General features: G+C 69.9%; 16 protein-coding genes. 9 read left to right on the top strand and 7 right to left on the bottom strand.

Features of this window, described 5'->3' with window-relative positions; genetic code table 11:
• The first annotated feature begins 596 nt into the window (after positions 1–596).
• From AB0E78_RS22155 to AB0E78_RS22145, 3 genes are all read left to right on the top strand, one after another.
• Positions 597–3,545 (top strand): family 16 glycoside hydrolase, encoded by a 2,949-nt coding sequence (locus tag AB0E78_RS22155; RefSeq protein WP_361835869.1) that lies wholly within the window; start codon positions 597–599, stop codon positions 3,543–3,545.
• An 89-nt stretch (positions 3,546–3,634) separates the two neighbouring features.
• Positions 3,635–3,892: a hypothetical protein gene (locus AB0E78_RS22150; RefSeq protein WP_361834996.1), complete on the top strand. Its 258-nt coding sequence runs from the start codon at positions 3,635–3,637 to the stop codon at positions 3,890–3,892.
• A 140-nt stretch (positions 3,893–4,032) separates the two neighbouring features.
• A complete protein-coding gene (locus AB0E78_RS22145) occupies positions 4,033–4,920 on the top strand; it encodes a hypothetical protein (protein ID WP_361834993.1) in 888 nt (295 codons plus the stop codon).
• Between the two features lie 33 nt (positions 4,921–4,953).
• Here AB0E78_RS22145 and rph read toward each other — a convergent pair whose 3' ends face one another.
• Together rph and AB0E78_RS22135 are read right to left on the bottom strand one after the other, a co-directional pair.
• Positions 4,954–7,563: a rifamycin-inactivating phosphotransferase gene (rph, locus tag AB0E78_RS22140; protein ID WP_361835866.1), complete on the bottom strand. Its 2,610-nt coding sequence runs from the start codon at positions 7,561–7,563 to the stop codon at positions 4,954–4,956.
• A 305-nt stretch (positions 7,564–7,868) separates the two neighbouring features.
• A complete protein-coding gene (locus AB0E78_RS22135) occupies positions 7,869–8,861 on the bottom strand; it encodes a phospholipase (protein ID WP_361834990.1) in 993 nt (330 codons plus the stop codon).
• 298 nt (positions 8,862–9,159) lie between these two features.
• Between AB0E78_RS22135 and AB0E78_RS22130 the strand changes: the two genes are divergently transcribed.
• Positions 9,160–10,077: an NADP-dependent oxidoreductase gene (locus tag AB0E78_RS22130; protein WP_361834987.1), complete on the top strand. Its 918-nt coding sequence runs from the start codon at positions 9,160–9,162 to the stop codon at positions 10,075–10,077.
• Between the two features lie 22 nt (positions 10,078–10,099).
• Here AB0E78_RS22130 and AB0E78_RS22125 read toward each other — a convergent pair whose 3' ends face one another.
• Complete coding sequence (locus AB0E78_RS22125) at positions 10,100–10,300, bottom strand: hypothetical protein (protein WP_361834984.1); 201 nt, start codon at positions 10,298–10,300, stop codon at positions 10,100–10,102.
• A 541-nt stretch (positions 10,301–10,841) separates the two neighbouring features.
• Between AB0E78_RS22125 and AB0E78_RS22120 the strand changes: the two genes are divergently transcribed.
• On the top strand, positions 10,842–12,086 hold the full coding sequence (locus tag AB0E78_RS22120) for a cytochrome P450 (RefSeq protein ID WP_361834981.1): 1,245 nt from the start codon (positions 10,842–10,844) through the stop codon (positions 12,084–12,086).
• 15 nt (positions 12,087–12,101) lie between these two features.
• Here AB0E78_RS22120 and AB0E78_RS22115 read toward each other — a convergent pair whose 3' ends face one another.
• On the bottom strand, positions 12,102–13,403 hold the full coding sequence (locus AB0E78_RS22115; protein ID WP_361834978.1) for a PAS domain-containing protein: 1,302 nt from the start codon (positions 13,401–13,403) through the stop codon (positions 12,102–12,104).
• 377 nt (positions 13,404–13,780) lie between these two features.
• Here AB0E78_RS22115 and AB0E78_RS22110 point away from each other — a divergent pair, with 377 nt between their 5' ends.
• From AB0E78_RS22110 to AB0E78_RS22100, 3 genes are read left to right on the top strand one after another with little or no spacing between them, the layout of a single operon-like run.
• Entirely contained in the window at positions 13,781–15,214 is a 1,434-nt protein-coding gene (locus tag AB0E78_RS22110) for an ATP-grasp domain-containing protein (RefSeq protein ID WP_361834975.1), read from the top strand.
• Complete coding sequence (locus tag AB0E78_RS22105) at positions 15,211–17,229, top strand: PEP/pyruvate-binding domain-containing protein (protein ID WP_361834972.1); 2,019 nt, start codon at positions 15,211–15,213, stop codon at positions 17,227–17,229. The genes AB0E78_RS22110 and AB0E78_RS22105 overlap by 4 nt, the downstream gene beginning before the upstream one ends.
• Positions 17,226–18,590 carry an MFS transporter gene (locus AB0E78_RS22100; RefSeq protein ID WP_361834969.1) on the top strand — a complete coding sequence of 455 codons (1,365 nt, stop codon included), beginning with the start codon at positions 17,226–17,228 and terminating at the stop codon, positions 18,588–18,590. Before AB0E78_RS22105 ends, AB0E78_RS22100 begins: the two co-directional genes overlap by 4 nt.
• 87 nt (positions 18,591–18,677) lie before the next feature.
• On the opposite strand, the gene AB0E78_RS22095 is transcribed toward AB0E78_RS22100, so the two are convergent.
• The 3 genes from AB0E78_RS22095 to AB0E78_RS22085 all read right to left on the bottom strand — a co-directional run bounded on the left by AB0E78_RS22095 (position 18,678) and on the right by AB0E78_RS22085 (position 21,771).
• A complete protein-coding gene (locus AB0E78_RS22095) occupies positions 18,678–19,358 on the bottom strand; it encodes a hypothetical protein (RefSeq protein ID WP_361834967.1) in 681 nt (226 codons plus the stop codon).
• A gap of 476 nt (positions 19,359–19,834) precedes the next feature.
• The gene (locus tag AB0E78_RS22090) at positions 19,835–20,017 is read right to left on the bottom strand and encodes a hypothetical protein (protein ID WP_361834965.1); all 183 of its coding nucleotides are present in this window, start codon (positions 20,015–20,017) and stop codon (positions 19,835–19,837) included.
• A 299-nt stretch (positions 20,018–20,316) separates the two neighbouring features.
• Positions 20,317–21,771 (bottom strand): MFS transporter, encoded by a 1,455-nt coding sequence (locus AB0E78_RS22085; RefSeq protein ID WP_361834962.1) that lies wholly within the window; start codon positions 21,769–21,771, stop codon positions 20,317–20,319.
• Between the two features lie 164 nt (positions 21,772–21,935).
• Between AB0E78_RS22085 and AB0E78_RS22080 the strand changes: the two genes are divergently transcribed.
• The gene (locus tag AB0E78_RS22080; protein ID WP_361834960.1) at positions 21,936–22,391 is read left to right on the top strand and encodes a MarR family transcriptional regulator; all 456 of its coding nucleotides are present in this window, start codon (positions 21,936–21,938) and stop codon (positions 22,389–22,391) included.
• The last annotated feature ends 90 nt before the right edge of the window (positions 22,392–22,481 follow it).

Below are 22,481 nucleotides of genomic sequence, written 5' to 3'. Positions count from 1 at the left end.
TAGAAAGGGGCAAGCAGCCAGACGGAACGAACGGCGAATCAGAGACAGGGATGCGTGCACTGCACGTGCAGAAGGAAGCCGAAGCCCCTACCGGACGGCTCCGCGAGTAATTCATCGCGTTGTGGCCGAAGTTGGCATACAGCAATCGGGATCCGTGCCCCGCGGGAAGCTGCTGGGGTCGACGGAGGCGAGGATGTCGATGTCCGGGTTCTGCCGCAGATCCTTGGGCCAGCTGTACCACTCACGGGGGCAGCCGTTCGCAAGGAGTTGAAACCGAATTGCCGACGGGTCAACTCCCCGCCAGTTCCTCCTTGTTGAGGACAAAGTATGGACGATGTGCGGCGCTGTTCGTACGCTGGGCGTCGCTCTCGTACGGAAGTCTGCGCAAGGCGCGGCCAAATGCCGCTGCCCGCACCACCGGTACGTGCATCACCTCCACTCCGCGGACGCGGGCCGAGGCGGCCCGGGCCGCCTCGCAGCGCCCAGCAGGAGACAGAGTGACGCCACACGAGCACCGCCACCCCCCGCGCCCACACCGCATCCGCCCACGTACGCGCCTGAGACCGCGCAGGACCCTCGGAGTACTCCTCGGGGTGCTGCTCGCCGGCGGCGCCCTCACCACTCCCGCCGCCGGGGCCAAGGAGAAGCCCTTCGCCGACCTGCCGCCGCAGGAACCCGGCGTCACGCTGCGGGTCTTCGACATCCAGTCCCCGCTCAGCAAGCTCTGCGACCTCAAGCCCGCCCAGACCCCCAACGTCGACAAGCTGATCCCCACCATCGACTGGTCGTCCACCGACGGCTTCGGGTTCACCGACAACTTCGTGTCGCAGATCATCGGCAACATCAACGTGCCCGCCAACGGCGCGTACACCTTCCGTCTGATCAGCGACGACGGCTCCCGCCTGTTCATCGGCGACAAGAAGGTCATCGATCACGACGGACTGCACGGGGCCGAGCCCAAGGACGGCGAGATCACGCTCGACCCGGGCTACCACCCCCTGCGCATCGACCACTTCGACCGCGGCAACGACCAGCAGGTCACCCTGCAGTGGAAGCCCCCGGGCGCCGACGCCTTCACCCTCGTGCCCAACTCCGTGCTCAGCACCGACGCCGACGTCGTACGCGTCACCGCGCCGGGCCGCAAGGAGTGCGAGGGCAGCTACGACACGCCCGGCGACGGCCTCCCGCTGAAGTCGGTCAACCCCGGCTACACGCTGACCGACCTGCGCCCCAAGGGATTCGAGCCACAGGTGTCCGCGATGGACTGGCTGCCCGACGGCCGGCTCGCGGTGACCACCTGGGGCGGCAGCCAGGAGACCAAGGGCGCGGTGTACGTCCTGGACAACGTCACCGGCGACACGGGCCCGGACAAGGTCACGTACGAGAAGATCGCCGACGGGCTCAAGGAGCCGATGGGGATCAAATATGTGGACGGGAAGCTGTATGTCTCGGAGAAGCACCAGCTGACCGAACTCGCCGACCTCGACGGGAACAACGACGCGGGCGAGATCCGGAAGATCGCCGAGTGGCCGTACGGCGGGAACTTCCACGAGTTCGCCTTCGGGCTGCTCTACGACAAGGGTGACTTCTATCTGAACCTGTCCGTCGCCATCAACTACGGCGGCGCGACGACTGATCCACAGCCCGCAGCGAATCGCGGCACCACCATCAAGGTGAACAAGAAGAGCGGCAAGGTCAGTTACCTGGCGGGCGGGCTGCGCACTCCCAACGGCATCGGACGCGGTCCGGACAACGAACTGTTCGTCACCGACAACCAGGGCGGCTGGCTGCCCGCCTCGAAGCTGGTGCACGTCAAGCAGGACCGGTTCTTCAACCACTACACCAACCCTGAGGGCCCGTTCGACGACGAGAGCGTCACCAAGCCGGTGCTGTGGCTGCCGCAGAACGAGATAGCCAACTCCCCCAGCACCCCCATGACGGTCAAGAAGGGGACCTTCGCCGGGCAGCTGATGTTCGGCGACGTCACCTACGGCGGTCTGCAGCGCGCCGACCTGGAGAAGGTCAACGGCGAGTTCCAGGGCGCGGTGTTCCGCCACACCCAGGGTCTGGAGTCGGGCATCACCCGCATCTCCACCGGGCCCGACGGGGCGATCTACACGGGCGGGCTCGGTGCGGACGGCAACTGGGGCCAGGAAGGCAAACTCCGCTTCGGGCTGCAGAAGCTCACCCCGAACGGCAAGACCGCCTTCGACATCAAGACCATGCGCGCCACCAGCGACGGCTTCAAGCTCACCTACACCAAGCCGCTGTCGGACAAGACGGTCGAGAAGCTGACCAGCGGGGCCTACTCCGTCGAGCAGTGGCGCTACGCCCCCACCCCCGCCTACGGCGGCCCCAAGGTCGACGAGGAATCCCTGCCCGTCCCCGACGCCCGCATCTCCGACGACCGCCGGACCGTGCACCTGACCATCCCCGGTCTCAAGAGCGACCGGGTGGTGCACGTACGCTCGCCGCGCCCGTTCTCCTCGGCCGACGACGAGCAGCTGTGGTCCACCGAGGCCTGGTACACCCTCAACGCCCGCCCCGGCCACACCGACCCGGTCACCACCTACGACGCCGAGTCGGCGCGGCTGTCCGGCGGCGCCGACATCGACACCGAGCACGCCGGATTCACCGGCGGCGGCTTCGTCGACGGCATGAGCGAACCCGGCGCCTCTGCCACCTTCGACGTCCAGGTCCCGGCCAAGGGCACCTACGCCGTGGGCCTGCGCTACTCCAACGGCCCCAACCCGTCCGCCGGCACCAAGACCCTGGGTGTCAGCGTGAACGGCGGGGCGGCGCGGCAGACGAGCCTTCCCTCGACCGAGACGTGGAAGCGCTGGTCCACCAAGACCGAGAAGCTCGATCTGCGCAAGGGCCGCAACACCATCAAGTACACCTACCGGCCCGAGGACACCGGCCACGTCAACCTCGACGCGATCGACGTGCGCCGCCCCGGCGGCCGCATCGACCTCTTCTCCGGCGGCAGCGTCTCCTCGGCCTGGCAGCACACCGACGGCCGCAGCGTCGAGTGGCCGCACACAGCCGACAAGTCGATCGAGGTGTGCTGCGGGGACATCCGCACCAAGCAGGCCTACGGCGACTTCAAGCTGCACGCCGAGTTCCGGGTGCCCAAACTGCCGGACGACGTCACCGGGCAGGACCGCGGCAACAGCGGGATCTACCTCCAGGAGCGGTACGAGGTCCAGATCCTGGACTCATACGGAGTGCAGAAGCTCGCCGCGAACGAGGCCGCCTCCATCTACACCAAGAAGGCCGCCGACCTCAACGCCTCGACAGCGCCCGAGACTTGGCAGACCTACGACATCACCTTCCGCGCCGCCCGCTTCGACGCGGACGGAAAGAAGACCGAGGACGCCAGGATCACCGTGATCTGGAACGGCAAGAAGGTCCACGACAACGTGGCCGTCGACGGCCCGACCGGAGCAGGCGACGCCGAATCCGCGGCGGCTGGCGCGATCAGGCTCCAGGACCACGGCAACAAGGTCCGCTTCCGCAACGTCTGGATCGAACCCGCGAGCTGAACCCACTCCCCTGCGGGCCGCCCGCCACCAGGCGGGCGGCCCGCACAGCCTCAAGCCAGTGCGCGGCTACCGGGCTATACCGTGCCGTCATGGCCGATCCCGCGCAGCGCCCCCTGCTCTTCCTGGACGTCGACGGAACGCTCCTGCCCTACGGCGGCGCACAGTTGCCGTCGCCCCTAGTGGGACCGGTGACAGCACCCGTCCAACCCGCAGCTGGCCAAGGTCATCCCCGGGCACGGCACGAGGGACAGGCCCTGCTCCACCGCGTCGATTCCACGATCGGCCTCACGGAGACAGACCTAGGTGTGCTCGGCCACTGGCTGGAGGGCGTCTTCGCCGAGCTCTGATGCACAGGTCGCCTTCGACGACGAAGGGGGTGGAAGTTCCGGAAGCGGCGTAAATCCCCTCGAACGGCCTTACCGTGGAGTCCTCTTGGTGATCTGACCACTCCGGCGTCGCCGGGGATGGTGCGAACGGGGGCGGGACCGTGTCCGACGAAGGAATCCCTCAAAAACCCACGCGGCCACGCCGCCACGCGGTCGCCGTGGCCGTCGCGGTCGGCCTGTTGATCGGGGCCCTCGGGGGCGTCGGCGCGCATCTGCTGGACTCCGACGACACTGAGAGCGACAGCCGGGCGAAGCCGTCGGCCGCCCCCACGGCTGCAACCACGGCCGGACCCCGTGCCGAGCCCATCCGCTCCGCGATGCTGGCCAAACAGCGGGTCAGCGTCGCGGTCGTCGCCCGCCAGGGCGGTGATCCCGACTCCTTCACCGGCCAGGCCCGCCTCGATCTGGTCGACGCCACCACCGCCAGGGCCGCGACGCACGTCCTCTACGACATGGGCGAAGGCCACGGCTGGTACCCGCCGGAGATCGTGCTGATCGGCAACCGCGCCGTCATCACCCCGGCCAAGGAGATGACCGGCCCCGATCTCGGCCCGCAGGGCGCGTACCGCACCGAGGCCGACGCATCCGCCGCGGCAGCGGACGACGTTGCGCTGCGCAACGCCCTGGAGACCCGCTGGCTGGCCCAGCCCGCGCACCTCGTGGCACTCCTCGACAACGCCACCGAACTGACCACCGAGCGGGCGAACGGCACCCGCACCCTCACCGGAAGCACCCCCTTGAACGCCCTCGACGCCGACCTCACCATCGGCGGCCTCTACCGCCCCTACGCGACCGCCCGCCCCGAAGGAGCCGTACGTTTCACCCTCGTCGTCACCGCGCACGACCTGCCCAAGTCGCTGAAGGCCGAGGTGCCTTCACGGTCCGGCGACGACGTCTTCCGGGTGCGGTACGGGCCGTGGGGGCGGGGGGAAGCCATCGAAGCGCGGCCGGGGCCCACCCCCGCGCCCCAGTGGACGACCCTCAGTTGAGGCCCGTCCTCCGGGAACTGCTCGGCGGCAAGGTCAGGGCAGGATCTCGATGTATCCGTCGGTTCCGTGCACGCGGATCCGCTGCCCGTCCCGGATCAGCCCGGTGGCTCGCTCCACGCCCACGACGGCCGGCAGGCCGTACTCCCGGGCGATCACCGCGCCATGGGTCATCAGGCCGCCCACCTCCGTGACCAGGCCCGCGATCCCGACGAACAGCGGCGACCAGCTGGGGTCCGTGAAGGTCGTGACCAGGATGTCACCCGCTTCGAGATCGGCGTCCGCCATGTCGAGGATGACGCGGGCCCTTCCCTCGATGGTCCCTGCGGACACCGGCAGGCCGACCAGAGCGCCCTCCGGTACGTCGTCGCGCCGGTACGCCCCGGTGAGGGCCTCGCCGTCCGATGTGAGCACCCGGGGCGGTGTCAGCGCGTGGTAGGACCGGAACGCGTCCTTGCGCTGCTGGATGAGCCCGTCATCCACCTGGTTCGACTGCACGACGTCGTGCAGTTCCTGGAACGTGAGGTAGAAGGCGTCCTCCTTCTCACGCAGCACGCCGGCCTGCACGAGGCGCTCGGCCTCCGCCAACAGGGCCTGCTTGTAGACGAAGTAGCGGCTGATGATGCCGTACTTGGGGTACTCCCGGTAGCCGATGAAGGTTCTGATCCGGTCGATCATCCGCTTGGTCTCGTCGGCTTTCCGGTCCCCGTCCGGCAGGGCCCGCAGGCGTGACAGCACGTCCTGTTCCTTCTGCTGCGCCTTCTGCCGCCCTTGCTCGAAGCGGCGCTCGGCGGCGCCCGGCTCGAAGTTCCTGACGTTGTCCAGGAGCGCGGGCGCCAGCGTGGCGGGGCTCTCGCTCCAGCGCGGCCTCGTGATGTCGATCTCGCCGACGCAGCGCATGCCGTACCGGTCGAGGTAGGCCTCGATGGCGTCGCGTGCCTCCGTCCCACCCGCGACCTTCGCCAACTCGTCCAGGAAGTCCTCATCCGTGGCGCCCTGGAGGTAGGCCACGACCTCCGGATGCGGGCGGATCACGTCCGCGACGTCCATCAGCGCCAGGCCCATCTCCGACGTGATGTTGTCGGGGGCGGAGAGCGTGAGCGTGTCAGCCGCGTTCTTCTCGCCCAGCCACTCCTGCAGCTTGTCGTTGAGCCACCACGTGGCCTCCATCCCCGCCATGATCGCCTGCATGCTCAAAGGGTCGCCGAGGACTCGCTTGTGCTCGTCGAAGGCCTCCCGCAGGAAGTCGAAGAGCGCCGGTCCGTTCTTCGTGCGGATCTCGCGCTCCAGGGCGGCGACGGACGCCTCGCTGCGCTCGATCAGCTCGGTGACGAGGGCCGGGTCGGTCGCGATGGGGTCGGGCGCAGCGCCGGTCGACGGCCTGCTGGGGGCGGGGTCGGGGTCCGGAAGCGTCGGGACGAAGCCGTCATGGTCCAGGACGGTCTCCAGCGCGTCCCTGACCAGCGGATCACCCTTCCCCATGAGGTCCAAAAGGCCGGCGCGGCTCGCGGGCGAGGCCAGGCGCCGGGTGACGTCGACGAACAGCCTCCCGCCGGCCTCGTGCATCGCCACCATGGCCGTCTGCTGCCACAGGGAGTACCCCAGGGGCTTCATGGGGTCGGTCATCATCTGCTGGTGGCCGACGGAGACGTAGACGTGGTTGTCCTCGTCGCCTTCTTCCGGGACGGGGATGGGGAACAGTGTGGTGATCGGCCGGCTCTGCACGATCTGGAAGCCGTCGTCGACCCGGCACCATTCGATGTCCTGCGGGCGGCCGAAGTGCGCCTCGATGCGCCGCCCGAGCTCGACGAGGTGTACGGCCTGGGCGTCCGTCAGCGCCGGCTGCTCCTGCCGCTGCGCGTCGATCGTCACTTCCTGCGTGCCGCCGGCCGGCAGGGCCTCGATGGCACGCTCCTTGGCGGCGATGGTCTTGGCGACGACTTCGCCGTCCCGCACCGTGAAGACGTCCGGGTTGACCAGGCCGGAGACCAGGGCCTCGCCGAGGCCGAATCCGGCATCCACGGTGGCGACCTTCCGGTTGCCCGTGACGGGGTCGGCGGTGAACAGGATGCCGGCCGCCTGCGAGAAGGCCATCCGCTGCACGACCACGGCCATGTGGACCGTGCGGTGGTCGATGCCGTTGCGCTGGCGGTAGGTCACGGCCCGCTCGGTGAACAGCGAGGCCCAGCACCGGCTGACGTGCCGGAGGATCTCCGTCGGTCCCACGATGTTCAGGTAGGTGTCCTGTTGGCCGGCGAAGGAGGTCGTCGGCAGGTCCTCCGCCGTCGCGCTGGAGCGGACGGCGTAGGCGGCCTGCTCGCCGTGCCGGGTGAGCGCGTGGGTGATCGCCGCCGCGAGATCCCCGGGGACGGCGATGTCCTCGATGGTCTTTCGGATCTCCGCGCTCAGCGCGCGGATCGTCTCCCGGTCGTCCGGGTCCAGGCGTGCCAGCCGGTCGAGCCGGTCGTCGATCGACGGCGCTTCCGCCATGATCCGCCGGAAGGCCTCCGTCGTCACGCAGAAGCCGTCCGGCACGCGGATGCCGTCGATCCGCGAGAGCCCGCCCAGGTGCGCGCCCTTGCCACCGACGACCGCGACGTGCGTCTCGTCGGCCTCTTGCAGTTCGCACACGTACTGCTGGACCATTGCGCTACCTCCGACGCAGCCGTGCTCCGTTGCCCTGCGGTCGCCGATCGGCTGACCGGCGCCTCCCACACTGTCGAACCTCACGTCGAGCACGTCCTCATCCCTGGTTGCCGTCCCTCTGCCGGGTCGGGGTTATGGCATCGGCCGACGATTGTGCGACGTGACCGGGGCCTTGCGGCAAGCCCCCCAGCACGCTATAAGTTGAGAGTGGCAAGGAGAGCTCTCTCTCCTTGCCTTTGTTTTTTGCCCTCCGATCGGCTCTATGCGGGCAGCTCATGGCGTCAGCTCCGAGTCGGCTCGTGGCGTCAGTTGCCGAACGGGATGTCCTTCGGGGTGGCCATGCGGCGGGATTCCGGGTGGGCCTTCACGTAATCCGTGATGTACGAGAGGGACTCCCGCACCCCGCTGTCGTCGGTGCCGCAGCCCTGGGGACCGGTGACGCCGTCGGGGTAGCACGACATGCGGTTGCCGTAGATGAGGCTGTCCACGGCGGCGCTCCCGTCGGAGGAGTCGAGCAGGGTGGCGGTGCGCTCGCCGTCGCCCTTGCCCACTGTCCAGCCGACGGTCTGTGCCAGGTCTCCGGCGTCCCGGGCCTTCCGGCCTGCTTCGAGCTCCTTGCGGATGCTGCCGAACTTCAGCGCCATGTCGAACAGGCCGTTGTCCATCACGCGCTGGCCGCCGGGGACATCCGGCCCGTGCTCGGCGAAGCCGTCCCGGACCTGCGCGTAGGTGCCGCTGTAGCTGACGGCTTCCTTGGAGTTCAGGTCACCGAGGACGTTCTTCCAGCCGCTGCCACCCTCCTTGCCGTAGAAGCCGTAGAGCACTCGTATGCCCTTGCTCTCCAGCTTCTCGCGCGCCATGTCCCGCAGCGCCGCCACGGAGCAGTGGCGCCACTGGGGGTCGCTGCTGTCGCACCAGTCGGGGTTCTTCATGTCCAGCCAGACGAAGGAGACATGACGTCCGCCCTCGTGCTCCTTGGCCACCTGGTCGAACATGTCGGCCATGGTGTCGCCGGAGCTGGTGGGGGTGCCGTCGTGGTCCGCCCACCAGCCCTTGCGCCAGGCCGTGGCGTCCATCTCCAGCGCGTTGGCCCCGTTGGCGAGCGCCTTGGTCACCCCGCCGGTGGTCAGCACCCGGTGGGCGATGGCCCAGGTGGGGCGCTGCGCGGCAGTCCTCGGTGTGCTCTGGGAGGTCGCGTCCTGCGCTACGGCCATTGCGGCTCCGGTGCCCAGGGTGGCCGCGGAGACGACCAGAGCCAGCGGGAGCAAGGTGGTGCGAAGCCGACGTGGGGCGGTCATGAGGACGGGTCCTTTCTGTTCCCCGGGCTGCGTCGTGCGGCAGCCCGACTGTCGTGCGGCGGCTGCCTGTCGTACAGCCCGGCGGGCCGACGGCCCGCGACTGGAGACCCTACGTCAAGTTACCCACGGGTAACAGTTGCGTGCGCTCCGTACGCGAGGCCGACCTCTCACCGACTGTCACCGAGCGGGAATACCGTTCCGCTGCCGCGCACTTGAATGCGAAGGTACGGTCGCTGCCGGCCATCCGGCACGTGACCGTCCAGGCCCTGTCCGAACGACGAAGTGCGGTGATCACGCGATGAAGGCAGTGCGATTCCACGCGTACGGCGGGATCGACGTCCTCCGGGTCGAGGACGTGGAGCGGCCGGTGCCGGGCCCTGGGCAGGTGCTGGTCGAAGTCCGGGCGGCCGGGATCCAGCCCGGCGAGGCGAACATCCGTACAGGCGCGCTGCACGAACGCTGGCCGGCGGTATTCCCTTCCGGGCAGGGCAGCGATCTGGCCGGTGTGGTGGTGGAACTCGGTTCGCAGGTACGCGGCTTCGCGGTCGGCGACGAGGTCTTGGGCTTCACCCACCGGCGGGCCAGCCATGCGCAGTTCGTGGTGGTCGACGACGTGAACCTGGTCGCCCGTCCGGCGGGGCTGTCCTGGGACGTGGCCGGGTCGCTGTACGTGGCCGGCACGACCGCCTACGCCAGCGTGTTCGCGGTGGACCTCGACGCGGAAGACACGGTCGTCGTCTCCGGTGCGGCGGGCGGCGTCGGTTCGATCGCCGTGCAGCTCGCGCGGCGGTCCGGCGCCACGGTGATCGGACTGGCCGGCGAGCGGAACCATGCCTGGCTGAAGGAGCACGGCGTCATCCCGGTCACGTACGGGGAGGGCATGGCCGAGCGGATCCGACAGGCTTCCGTCGGGAAGGTCGACGCGTTCATCGACACGTTCGGCGACGGCTATGTGGAGCTGGCGGTGGCGTTGGGTGTGCGCCCGGAGCGGATCAATACGATCCGCGATTGGCGGGCCGCGGCCAAGTTCGGTGCGCGCACCCACGGCGAAGGCGCGGCGGCGTGCGCGGTCGTGATCGGGCAGCTGGCCCGGCTCGCCGCGCGCGGGAAGCTGGAGGTGCCGATCGCCCGCACCTACCCACTGGACCAGGTGCGGGAGGCGTTCCACGACCTGGAACAGCGCCGAACCCACGGCAAGATCGTGCTCCACCCGTAGCCGGTAGCCGGTAGCTGCGGCTCTAGGACCCGGTGGGGGCGAAGAGCGCCACGGCCAGGGCGACGACGGCGAACAGGCCTCCCGCCACCGCCAGGAGGATGGCCTGAGCTTGCACCGCATCGGTGTCCTCCCCCTCCAAAGGAGCACGACTCAGGTCCCACACCGCCTGGATCTGCACAGACAGTCCGATGACCACTCCGAGCACGACGATGGCGTCGGTCATTTCATTCTCTTTCCTCCACGCGGCGACGGTCGCGCTCGGCGCCCTCGCAGCTCTCTTCGTGTCCCTCTCGCGGCGCTCTTCGAGCAGCGCCTCCCAGGTCACCGGGGGGCTCGAGCCCGCGCCGTACCTTGTGATGATCCACCGATATTGCTTTCGCTTGACGGTCAACGCGCCGCAGGAATCCGATCTCGTTGCCCGGGCCGTGCCGCGGACGCAGCTCACGCCCGACAGGGATGTGACAGAGCGTCAGGCCTACGCCAACACTCCGGGCGGCCGGGTGCACCGCGCAGCCCGACCGCCCGCGAGACGTCGGACAACGCAGGCCGCAGCCGCTCCCCCTGCCCGCGCGGCGCCCCGAAGTTCCCTTCACCCAGGCTCAGATGGACAACTACTGTGTCTCCTGCCCGTCTCGATCGGACGACTTGAACGGTGTCATGCTGCCTGCCACGCCAGGTCCGGACGGTCGATCGGTCAGTCAGCTGATCTCGGCTCTGCCCATCTTTTCCACACCAGGCCCGCACCCCCCTTGAGGAGCTCTCCCATGGACCAGCCGCAGATCCTTGTCCTGGACGCCGCCGGCAGCGACCGGCACGCCGAGGATGCCGAACTGCGCTCGCGCGGACCGGCCGCACGCGTCGATGTCCTGGGGGTCGAGGCGTGGGCGGTGACCGATCCGGCCCTGCTCAAACAGCTCCTCACCGACCCGCGGGTCTCCAAGGACCCCCGGCAGCACTGGCCGCTTTACCCCGACCAGATCCTCGGCACCTGGCCTCTCGCGCTGTGGGTGGCCGTCGACAACATGTTCACCGCCTTCGGAGGCGACCACCGGCGCCTGCGGCGACTGGTCAGCCCCGCCTTCACCGCGCGCCGCATGGCCGCCCTGCAGCCGCGCATCGAGGAGATAACCGAGACGCTCCTGGACGAACTCGCCGCCACCCCCGCCGGGGAATCCGCCGACCTGCGTGAGCGGTTCGCCTATCCGCTGCCCATCCGGGTCATCACCGAGCTCATGGGGCTTCCCGAGCACTCCCAGGCGGACTTCCGCCGTACCGTCGACGGGGTCTTCGACACCACGCTCAGCCCCGATCAGGCGGCCGCGAACACCAAGGAGCTGTACGCGATCCTGGCCGACATGGTCGCCGCCAAGCGCGCCCGGCCCGGCGAGGACATGACCTCCGTACTCATCGCCACCCGGGACGACGACGAGGGCGGTGACGGCTCCGCGCTGACCGAGCAGGAGCTCCTCGACACGCTCCTCCTCGTGATCAGCGCGGGCTACGAGACGACCGTCAACCTGCTGGACCAGGCCATCGCGGCGCTGCTCACCCACCCCGATCAGCTCGCTCTGGTGCGCGAGGGCAAGAGCGCGTGGACCGATGTCGTCGAAGAGACGCTGCGCTACGAGGCGCCCGTCGCGCACCTGCCGATGCGGTTCGCGATCGAGGACATTCCGCTGGCGCAGGGGCTCACGATCCGTCAGGGCGACGCGATCCTGGCCTCCTACGCGGCAGCGGGCCGTCACCCCGACCTCCACGGCGCGACCGCCGAGACCTTCGATGTGACCCGCGTCAGCAAGACACACCTCGCCTTCGGTCACGGCGTCCACGTCTGCCTGGGCGCCGCCCTGGCCCGGATGGAGGGCGAGATCGCGCTCCGGGGGCTGTTCACCCGCTTCCCGGACCTCGCCCTCGCCGTCCCCGCCTCCGCGCTGCGCCCCGGGGAGTCCTTCATCTCCAACGGACACCGGGAGCTGCCGGTCGTCCTGCGCCCGCGCACCGGGAGCTGATACAGCCCGGGCCCGTCAGACGGCGCTGAGCGGATGGGCCGCCGTGGCGGAGCGCGGCGGCCAGGCACGGGGGGCGAGGATGCCAAGGACGTAGGCGCGGGCAACCAGGGCGGGGCGGGTGGCGGCGTCCAGGTGTTGCCGCAGGCGGCTGAGGTGGTAGTCGACCGTCTGGCGGGAGAGCTTCATCGAGGTGGCGATGTCGCTGTTGCTGCTGCCCTCCGCCAGGAGGGAGAGGATGCGGATCTGCGCGGCGGTGAGTGAGGGGTGGGCCTCGTGGGCCAGGCTCTGGTGGGTGACCACGGCCCACACGTGCCGGGCGCGGGCAGCGGAGTGGCCGACCGTCGTGAGGTGCAGCTGCGCGCGGCGATGCTGCCCCTGGGTGTCGACGAGCACGGCGGAGGTCTCCACCCGTCTGGTGCGGCGGGCTATCAGACCGTTCCATCTGTGGTGCAGTCGATCCAGGTCGCGGGCGGGAGCAGGGGCGAGCAGGGTGTGGGCGCGGCGGCCGACCAGGTCGGGCAGGCCGAGGTGGAACAGCTCGGCGGCCGCCGCGCTCGCCTCGATCACGCGTCCGTCGGCCGAGAGCAGGGCGCAGGGCAGGCCGCTGTGGTCGCGCAGCGCCTGCAGGCTCTCCTCGGCCTCCTGCCGCTGGACCATGGTGCGGAGGTGGTCGGTGATGTCCACGTAGATTCCGGCGACGCAGGTCTGCGCGTTCTCCCGCACCGGGAAGCGGTGGCCCACCGCCTGTCCCGCGCTGCCGTCGGGGCGCCGGTAGCCGAGGGTGTGGCGCACCGGCGTGCCCCGGGTGAGGATCTCCTGGTCGAGGGCGCGGAACTGGTCGGCCTCGGCGGGGGCGTCGAAGTCCTCGATGTACTTGCCGACGAGTTCCTCCACCGTGGTGCCGTAGAGGTGCGCGTAGGCGTGGTTGGCCCATAGGTAGCGTCCGTGCCGGTCGCGGATGAAGGCCGCGGCCGGGGCCAGGTCCACGAGGTCGGCGAAGGCGGCATACCGGCGCGGGGCCTCGGGGTGCGCGTCGACCTCCACCGCGAGGCCGCGCGTACGGCTGTGGGCGACGTTCTCGTCCAGGGTCCAGCTCACGTCGAAGATGCGGCCGTCGAACCGGGCCTGGTGGCGGCCGTCCTCCAACGGGCTTCCCGGGGCGGGGAGTTCCTGGTGCATGCGGTCCAGGAAGCGCTGCGCCGTCCCCGTGTCGGCGAAGGCGCCGCCTCCCCTCTCCAGCACCTGCCACGGCTCCTCGACCTCCCACCAGAACACGGGAAGGTGCTCGAGCAGTGCCTTGAGGCTGGAATCGTCCACAGGGTTCTCTCCGTCCGTATTCGGGTTTTGACGCGCAGTCACCCGCGATGCGTATCCCGTCCCGATCTCGCGCATGCTCGGTTCTCGGCCGAAGTGGCGGTCGGCCCGGGACGCACTCGCGCGCGCCCGTCGGCAAGCCGGCGCACCCCGACGGAGCGCACAGACATCCCAACAAGGCCTGCGACTCAGGCATTTGCCTGAGCGGCGAGTGCCCACGGTGGCCCCACGGGCACCTGTCACCTGGTCCCCTTGAGTGTGCGGGTGAACACGCCCCGCAACGTACCCCTGGTGACCTCCCGTCTTCTACGCGCGTCACCAGCCCGTACGACAACCCGTATGAGGACCCGTACCAACCGGACGAATGGAGACGAACTTCAGTGAGCAAGGTGCTGTTAGTGCATGCCAAGGGTGGTCCGCCGCTCGGTCACGTCCTCTCCAGGGCGGCCGTGAGGGCGGAGATACACCTGCTGGCGCTCAGCGCTCTTCCTCCAGCCGTGGCGAACACCGCCCGGCAACTGTGCGCCTCGATGGTCACGCCCACCGACGCGCAGCGCTCCGACCTGGTGTCCCTGATCGTCTCGCAGGCCAAGGCCGTGGGCGCGGAAGCGGTGCTCACCTTCTCCGAGTACGCGGTGGTGGCCGTCGCCGAGGCGTGCGAGGAGCTCGGTCTCGCCGGGGCGGGCAGCGCCGCCGCGCTCGCCCGGGACAAGCGGCTGATGCGGCGCGCATGGCAGGAAAACGGCCTGCCGCAGCCCGAGTTCAGCCCCGTCGCCACGGAGGACGAGCTGCACGCGGCAGCCGACCGCCTGCCCTTCCCGCTCCTCCTCAAGGCGGCCTGGAGCGCGGGCTCCACCGCGCACCAGATCATCCGCTCCCCGCACGAGGTGTCTACCGCCTGGCGACGCTCGCGCGAAGTCATGGCCGAATCCGCCCAGTTGGGGTACTCCGAGCTGCATGTCGCCGAGGCCGACGCGGACTTCGTGGTCGAGCAGATCGTGACCGGTTCCGCCGCGCACTGGTTCGACGAGCCCGGCTGGGGTGACTACGTCAGCGTCGAGGGCGTCGTGGCGGACGGTGTGTTCCGCCCGGTCTGCCTCAGTGGCCGGATGCCCACGGTCGAGCCGTTCACCGAGCGCGCGGGCATCACCCCCGCCCTGTTGCCCCAGGACGCCCAGGACCGCATCGTGGCCCTCGCCCGGGAGGCCGTGGATGCCCTCGGCCTCCGCGACTGCGGAATCCATACCGAGATCAAGCTCGGTGCGGACGGCGGCATGTGGCTGATCGAGACGGCCGCCCGGTTCGGCGGCGCGATGACGGTCCCGCAGGTCGAGGAGGTCTTCGGACTCGACCTCGTCGGCATGCTCGTCGACCACCTCCTGGGCCGCACGGTCGCGTGGCCCGAGCAGGCCCTGACCCCGGCACAGGCCGACGGCGCCGCGGGCTCCCTCGTCGTCCTCGCGGTCGACGGCAAGGGCGAGGCCTGGCCGGACCGCAGGCTCTGGGACTTTCCCGCGGTCGAGGCGGAGGTGCCCCTGAGCGGGGGCAGCGAGCTGTCGGTGGTCGCGGAGAGTTCACTGGCCGACGGCAGCGTCGTGCCGGTCTACGACCCGGCCGCGGGCGCCAACACCATGGCGGCCCTGTGCCTGCTGTCCGCCACCGACCCGCGCACGGTGCTCCGCGACTTCAGGACGCTGGTGGACGCACTGCCGCAGGTCCTGCCCGCCGCATCGTCCACCCAGGCCGCACACGCCACGCCATCCGAACAAACCACGACCACGCAGTCCGCACCGTCCGAGGAGGCTTCCCCATGACCACCCAGCTGTTCACCGGCGCCGCCGAACCGGGCACGGACCGCACCGTCATCGGCGAGCACCTCTCCCTGCCGCTCTTCCGCACCCTCTCCGGTGTCCTGGCCGGGCACCCGTACCTCAAGGTCGTCGTCGACCGCGCCGAGCACACCTGGCACCTGCTCGACACGACCGCGCACCCCTTCCACGTCAACTACATCGCCACCCGTGTCCTGGGCATGGAACTCGCCGCCCTGGACGCGGACCTGGACGCGTTCAACGCCTCCGTCTACATGGACCCCGGGCGCCGCTTCCTGCTCGGCGTGCTCTCCCTGCACACCGAACAGGACACGGAGGGCCGCGAACGCACCTTCCTCGTCCTGGAGACGACCGAGGCCGACACCATGCACGGCGAGCTGCTCGCGTTCTTCTACGAGTTCACGCGCGAACGGGTCGACAGCAGGCTGCCGGTACTCCTCAAGCCCGCCAACCACGGGCAGGAGGAGGAGCTGGCGGCGATCAGCGAACTGCGCGTGCCGCGCATCCTGAGCCACGAGCTCTTCGGCTCCCGGACCCGGACACCGCTGAACCCCGGCGACGCCACCGGGCGCCTGCGGTACTTCCGTACGCATGAGGAGTACGCGGTGGCCGAGGCCGCTCTCGGCTGGGCGGACATCGTGGCCATGCCGTGCCTGCCGGACGACGTGCCCCGGGTGGCCGGATTCCTCAACACCGCCCCGATCACGCCGCTTTCGCACACCAACGTGCTGGCCTCCGGCTGGGGCATACCCAACGCCATCGTGCGCGACCTGGACCAGCTCGTCGACAGGGACCAGCTGGACGACGCGTGGGTCCGCTACCGGGTGCGCGAGGACGAGATCCTCCTCGAGCGACTCGACCACGAGCCCGACCTGCGGGCTCCGGCCTGGCACCAGCAGCGCATACGCCTTGAGCCGCCCCTGCTCGAGGACACCCCGGTGCTGGCCCTGCACCGGCTGCGCAGCGCCGACCGGGACCGCTACGGCACCAAGGCGGCCAACCTCGGCGAACTGCACCACGTACTCGACAGCCGCAGCGCCGACCTGATCGCCTTCTACGGGCGGCCCCGCCCCCCGCGCGAGGACCTCCACGGCCACCTCGCGGCACGCCTCGGCCTCGACGCGCCCTCCACGGCCGAACTACGCTCCCGTGCGGCCGACTTCGTGGCCACGACGGTCGGCGCCCCCGAAGGCGTGGCCCTCCCCTTCGCGCTCCAGCAGCACTTCCTCGCCTCCTCCCCCGCCCTCCAGCAGGGCATCGGCAAGCTCAAGATGGCACTCGAACTCGACGCCACCGACGTCCTGGACTCCCTGTGCCTGCAGCTCCAGCACCTGATCCGGCACACGCCCCTGCCCGAGTCCGTCACCCGGCAGATCAGCCAGGCCTTCCCCGCCGCCCCGGGCGGACGCCTGGTGGTGCGCTCCTCGTCCAACGCCGAGGACCTGCCCGGGTTCTCGGCCGCGGGCGTCTACGATTCCGTGACCACCGTGCACGGCACCGGTGAACTCCTGGACGCGGTACGCCAGGTGTGGGCCTCCCTGGTGTCGCCCCGCAGCGTGCGACTGCGCCACCAGGTCGGCATCTCCCTGGACGACACCTACATGGGCGTGATCATTCAGGAGTACGTGCCCGCCTCCCTCGGCGGTGTCCTGGTCACCTGCAACCCGACCCGGCGCGAGGACTTCCGCAACGTCTACCTCAACTGCTCCCCCGGCTCTCCGGAGCAGGTGGTCGACGGATCGGTCCTGCCGCAGCAATACCTCTACAACACGGTGGAGGGCGGCGGCCGCACCGTGGCCCTGGGCTCCTTTGGCGAGGCGCTGTCCGCCGCCACCCGCGCCCGGCTCGCCGACCTCTCCCTGGCCGGGCGGCTCCTGCAGTCCCACTTCAGCGGGTCGGTGCTCGGCGGTGCCGAGGTGGACAAGCCGCTGGACATCGAGTGGCTGATGACCGAGCAGGGCGACTTCCGGCTGGTCCAGATCCGCCCGTACGCGCTGTGAGCCCGCGACTGGGCCGACCGCGCATCGGCAGCGAGCCGGGCCATGGCCTGACGGACACCGCACGCCGCATCATCCGGCTCAACTACGGCTTCCAGCTGCTGTTCAACCTGCTGTGGTGGATGCCGGTGTTCTACGCCTACCAGAAGGCGGCCGGGCTGACGGACGGGCAGATCTTCGGCATCCAGAGCATCTACTACGTGGCCTTCTGCCTGTTCGAGATCCCGACCGGCCTGATCGCCGACCGGATCGGCACCCGCAACTGTCTGCGTGCCGGGGCGGTGGTCATGACGGCGGCGAATCTGGCGCCGGTCCTCAGCGCCTCGTACACCGGCTTCCTGGTCCACTTCCTCGCCATTGCCGCGGGCCGCTCCCTCACGTCGGGTGCCGCGAGCGCCTATCTGTACGACGGGCTGCGGGCCGAGAAGTGCGACGAGCACTACCTGAAGGCGGAGGGCACCGCGCGGGCCCTGGGGCTCGCGGCGAAGGTCGTGTGCTGGCCGCTGGTCGGCCCCCTGATGTCCCTCGCCCACGCGGCGCCCTACGTGCTCAGTGCCGCGAGCGCGGCGGGCTCCCTCGCCTGCGCCATCGCGCTGCCCCGGCTGGCGGGTGCGGGCAGCGGCGGCGAGAGCGGCAGCGGGACGAAGAAGGCCGGCGGCGGGCGCAGAGGCGGCGCGTTCCTGCGTGACGCGGGTTATGCGCTGCGCTGTGTCGCTTCCTCGCGGTGGCTGACCTTGGTGATGGTGCAGGGCGTGGCGGTCTTCACGCTGTCCCGTATCTGCCAGGTCAATCTCTTCCAGCCGATCCTGCTCGACCACGGCATCGCGGAGGCCTCGCACGGCGGAGTGCTGGCCGCGATGACGGTGGCGGAGGCAGTGGCCTCGGCCCGCCCCCAGTGGCTGAGCCGCCGCCTGCCACCGGTCGCCTGGGTCTCGATCCTGAGCCTGGCGCTCGCGGGCACCCTGGCGGCCATGACGCTGGGCGGGCCGTGGGCGGTGGTCGCCCTGCTCTGCCTGTTCGCCGCCGCGACCGGCTTCGCGTACCCCATCCAGCGCAAGCTGGTGAACGACGCGGTGCCCGCGCACGCCCCGCGCGCCACACTCCTGTCGATCGAGAGCATCGTGGACCGTGGGGTGTGCGCACTGGCCGCGGTCGCCGCGGGCGCCTACCTCTCCGCCGGGCACCTGGACGCCCTGCTGTGGCACAGCGCGCTCGCGACGGCGGTGCTGCTCGGGGTCTTCCAACTGCTCCTGCGCAGCGGGATGGTCAAGCGGGCCGAGGTGCCGGCTCCGGACACGGCGGACACCGACGACGCGGGCCGACTGACCGAAGGCGGGCGCGACGGGCAGCGGGCCAACAGGTAACAGCTGGGGAGTGGTTACCACCCGCTGAGGTGCGCATCCGGAAAGGGAGCACACCTCAGCGGGCGGCGTGATGCGCGCGGACGTCGATCAGCCGGACCGGCGGCCGAGGAGTTCGATCAGCCCGACCGGGAGGAACGTGGGCCGGTGCGGCTGGCCCACGTGGTACGGCACATAACCGAGCGAGGCCGCGACCTGGACCTCCTCGGCCGTCTCCGCCTGGTAGACGAGCCGGCAGCCGCCCGAGCCCGCCTTCGCGCGCTCCCAGAGAGCGGGGGCCGGTTTACGTTCCGCCTCCGTGCGGGGAGTGAGAATCCGGTCGCCGAAGTCCTTCCAGGCGAAAGGCCGGGCGCCCCGCCACGTGGCGTCGACCTCCTTCTTCAGCCTGGCGGCGCGCTCGGCATCCGTCGCGCCCCAGGCGGGCGGAACGTTGGTGATCAGGCCGATTCTGATGTGGCGTTCGCGCAGGGCGCGCAAGTACTGGGCCGCGCCGGGCTGATAGGTGGTGCTGCCGTCGTCGGCGGTGTGCACAAGGGTCTCACCCAGGTCGAAGTACACGACGGGGCAGTCGCGTTCGGTGCTCACGCGGGCGGCGGAGGCCGTTGCCGTACCGTCGCTCACCTCCCGAGGCACGCTGGCGCTCGCGGGGGTGCAGAGCACGGTCGACGCCAGGGCCGCACCGAGCGCGAGGCTCATTCGTAACGAGCCCTTGAAGGCGGATCTGTTCATGGCGTCGTCGCCCTTCTCCAGGCGCATCTCAAGGATGCGCATGTCCAGTTCATGACACACGGCCGCCCCCAGGGTCCCCGCGGTCGTGCGGTGCCAAGGTGTCCGGCAGTCGTCTCGTCACTGTCGCCGGTCTAACGCGCTCTACCCCCGAACACCACGCGCCACTCCGGTCCCGCTGCCACCGTCCGGGGAGATCCGTGCGTGGGTCAGTTCCAGGTCATGTTGATCTCGCGCCCGAAGTTGACGTATCCGGCAGGCGATGATGGCGTTGTAGTCGTTGCGAGCCGGGATCACGAACCCCACCGGCTCTCCGGAGGCGAGGGTTGCCATGCGCCACCAGCTCTTCGGGCTCGTGTAGCGAGCGAGTTCGTCCTCGTCATGCCTGACCGCTGTTTCGCGCACGGACATCCGGGAAGCGGCTGTACTCAGGCGGGCGGGCACCCGAGGGGAAGATCTCGGCCATGGCCGTGTTCAGCAACCGCACGGCGTGGTCCACGCCATCGGGATCCGTCGAACCGTCACCGATATCGAGGGTGTCCAGGTGGCTGGGCGTGTCGTCCCCGGGCCGACCCCACCAGGCGGCCGACGGTGAGATCGTCGGCCAACTCGTCGTTGAGGACGTACGGAAATCGGGAGAACAGGTCGAGTTCTTCGCGCCCGCTGATCGGCCGCACGGTCGGGTCGGTCTGTTTCACGGTCACGGCACGCTCCGTTGAAGGCTCCCGTCCTCTGGCTGTCGTGGACCCCGCACCCTGCCGGAGAGGGGTCCAGCCGCAACGTCCATCCAACGGCGGCCGTACGCCGCGCAAGCCCTTTTCCGTCTGGCCGTGGGCCTGGTCGGCTTCATCCCCGGCGCGCGCACCAACTGGCCCAACGGACTGCGGTCTCCGCACTGTTCACGCGGCTGCCACGCCACTCAACGCGCTGCGGAGGCTGAGCGCCGCGCCAGGCCGAACGGGTCTGCTGCGGCGCTCAGTTGCCTCTCCTCGCCGTGTGGCACTCAGCTCCGGGCGGTGGCCTCTTCCACCGCGGTCGAACGGTCGGTCTCGTCCTCCGTGGGCCGGGCGAGGCCCGGGATGACGGCGGCGACCGCGGCGGCAAGGAGTGCGACCCCGCAGCCGATCGCGAGTCCGACCCGGAAACCGTCTTCGGAGGCGATGGTGTGGCCACCGCCGAGGTTGATGGTCATCTGTGCGAGGACCACGCCGATCACGGCCGAGCCGATGGTCGTGCCCAGCGACCGCATGAGGGTGTTGAACCCGTTGGCGGCGGCGGTCTCGGAGAGCGGGACCGAACTCATGATCAGGGCGGGCATCGCGCCGTAGGCGAGGCCCACACCGCTGTTGATGACGAGTCCGACGATCATCAGGCCCCAGGCGGTGCCCATCAGCATCAGCGACAGGCCGTATCCGGCGGCGATCACGAGTGCGCCGAGGACCAGGGCGAGCTTCGGGCCACGGGCGTTGATGAGCTTTCCGCCCAGCGGGGACACGATCATCATCATGACGCCACCGGGCGCCATCCAGAGGCCGGCAGCCAGCATCGACTGTCCCAGGCCGTAGCCGGTGGTCTCGGGGAACTGCAGGAGCTGCGGGGCGATCAGCATGAAGGCGTACATGCCGACGCCCACCAGGATCGAGGCGATGTTGGTGAACAGCACGCGCGGACGGGCGGTGGTCCGCAGGTCGACCAGCGGTTCACGGGTACGCAGTTCGTAGAACCCCCAGACGCCGAGCGCCACGACCGCGACGGCGAACAGGCCGAGCGTGGTGCCCGATCCCCAACCCCAGTCGGCGCCCTTGGAGATGGCGAGCAGGAGGGACACGAGGCCTATCGCGAGGCCGATCGCGCCAGGGGCGTCGAACCGCTGACCCTTGGCCCCGGCCGGCACATCCGGGACGAAGCACCAGATCAGGGCTGCGATCATCAGCGCGAGGACCGCGGAGCCCCAGAACAGCACGCGCCAGCTGGCGTACTCGGCGACCGCTGCGGAGATCGGCAGGCCGAGCGCTCCGCCGATACCCATGGAAGCACTGACCAACGCGATCGAGCCGCTGAGCTTCGCGGCGGGCACCACGTCCCGCAGAAGGGCGATTCCCAGGGGCACCATGCCCATGCCCATGCCCTGCAGCCCTCGTCCGACGATCATCGGCACGATCGTGGAGGAGAGGGCGCACACCACCGAGCCGACAACGAGGGGCAGCGCGCAGATCAGCAGCATCCGGCGTTTACCGATCAGGTCGCCCAGACGGCCCGATACGGGTACGCAGACACCCGCGACGAGCAGCGTGACGGTCACCACCCAGGCCGCATTGGAGGACGACGTGTCCAGGATCTGCGGCAGTTCCGCGATGAGCGGGGTGACCAGGGTCTGCATGACTGCGGCCACCGTGCCGGCGAGTGCCAGCGTGGTGACCACGCCGCCGGTTCTGACGGCAGGCTGAGAGGCGTTCATGACGCGAGTCCTCAGGGGGTTGGTTGGGGCTGACAAATGTGCATCGTACATGCCTTTTGCATCATGCATACGCTATGGTCGATACATGTCCCGTGGGGGGTGAGGGCGGAGCAACAGGCCCGGGGACGGGGCGGTGGCCCGGCTACAAGGAGAGGCACCACCACATGGACAAGGCCACGAGCGAGGTCGAGTACGAGCAGATGCTGCTCAGCCGTCACGGGCTGTTGACCCGCAGAAAGGGTCGCCGTGTGGACGGCGTGATGGAACGCAGCGCCTACGTCCTCCTCAGCCGCATCCGCGTCCAGGGCCCCATGTCCATCGGCGAGCTGAGCGACGCCTTCGACCTCGACGCCTCGACCCTTCAGCGGCAGACCTCCGCAGCGACGCGCGCGGGTCTCGTGGAGCGGATTCCCGATCCGGCGGGGGGCATGGCCCGCAAATTCCGCATCACGGACGAGGGCGCCCGCCTGCTCGACGAGGAGCGCGAGGGCATGATCCGTTCTCTGGGCAGGGTCATGACCGACTGGCCGAAGGAAGACATCTCCGCGTTCGCCCACTACCTACGGCGCTTCAACACCGACCTCGAACGTATCGACGGACGCCCGTGGCCGCGCCCGTGAGGCAGCCCTCCGCGCTCTCCTCCGCCATGTCATTCGGGACCGTCGGACGGATGAATGATCCGTGGCCATTCGCGTCGACACGCTGTCCAC

Source organism: Streptomyces sp. NPDC032198 (assembly GCF_040636975.1).
In the GTDB taxonomy this organism is placed as follows: Bacteria; Actinomycetota; Actinomycetes; order Streptomycetales; family Streptomycetaceae; genus Streptomyces.
Note: the sequence above shows the minus strand (reverse complement) of the source record. Positions and strands in the feature narration are given on the sequence as shown.

Coding starts and splice junctions, on each gene's coding strand:
- AB0E78_RS22150 (WP_361834996.1), top strand. CDS start 3,635: ATGGCCGATCCCGCGCAGCGCCCCCTGCTCTTCCTGGACGTCGACGGA.
- rph (WP_361835866.1), bottom strand. CDS start 7,563: ATGGTCCAGCAGTACGTGTGCGAACTGCAAGAGGCCGACGAGACGCAC.
- AB0E78_RS22135 (WP_361834990.1), bottom strand. CDS start 8,861: ATGACCGCCCCACGTCGGCTTCGCACCACCTTGCTCCCGCTGGCTCTG.
- AB0E78_RS22130 (WP_361834987.1), top strand. CDS start 9,160: ATGAAGGCAGTGCGATTCCACGCGTACGGCGGGATCGACGTCCTCCGG.
- AB0E78_RS22125 (WP_361834984.1), bottom strand. CDS start 10,300: ATGACCGACGCCATCGTCGTGCTCGGAGTGGTCATCGGACTGTCTGTG.
- AB0E78_RS22120 (WP_361834981.1), top strand. CDS start 10,842: ATGGACCAGCCGCAGATCCTTGTCCTGGACGCCGCCGGCAGCGACCGG.
- AB0E78_RS22105 (WP_361834972.1), top strand. CDS start 15,211: ATGACCACCCAGCTGTTCACCGGCGCCGCCGAACCGGGCACGGACCGC.
- AB0E78_RS22095 (WP_361834967.1), bottom strand. CDS start 19,358: ATGCGCATCCTTGAGATGCGCCTGGAGAAGGGCGACGACGCCATGAAC.
- AB0E78_RS22085 (WP_361834962.1), bottom strand. CDS start 21,771: ATGAACGCCTCTCAGCCTGCCGTCAGAACCGGCGGCGTGGTCACCACG.
- AB0E78_RS22080 (WP_361834960.1), top strand. CDS start 21,936: ATGGACAAGGCCACGAGCGAGGTCGAGTACGAGCAGATGCTGCTCAGC.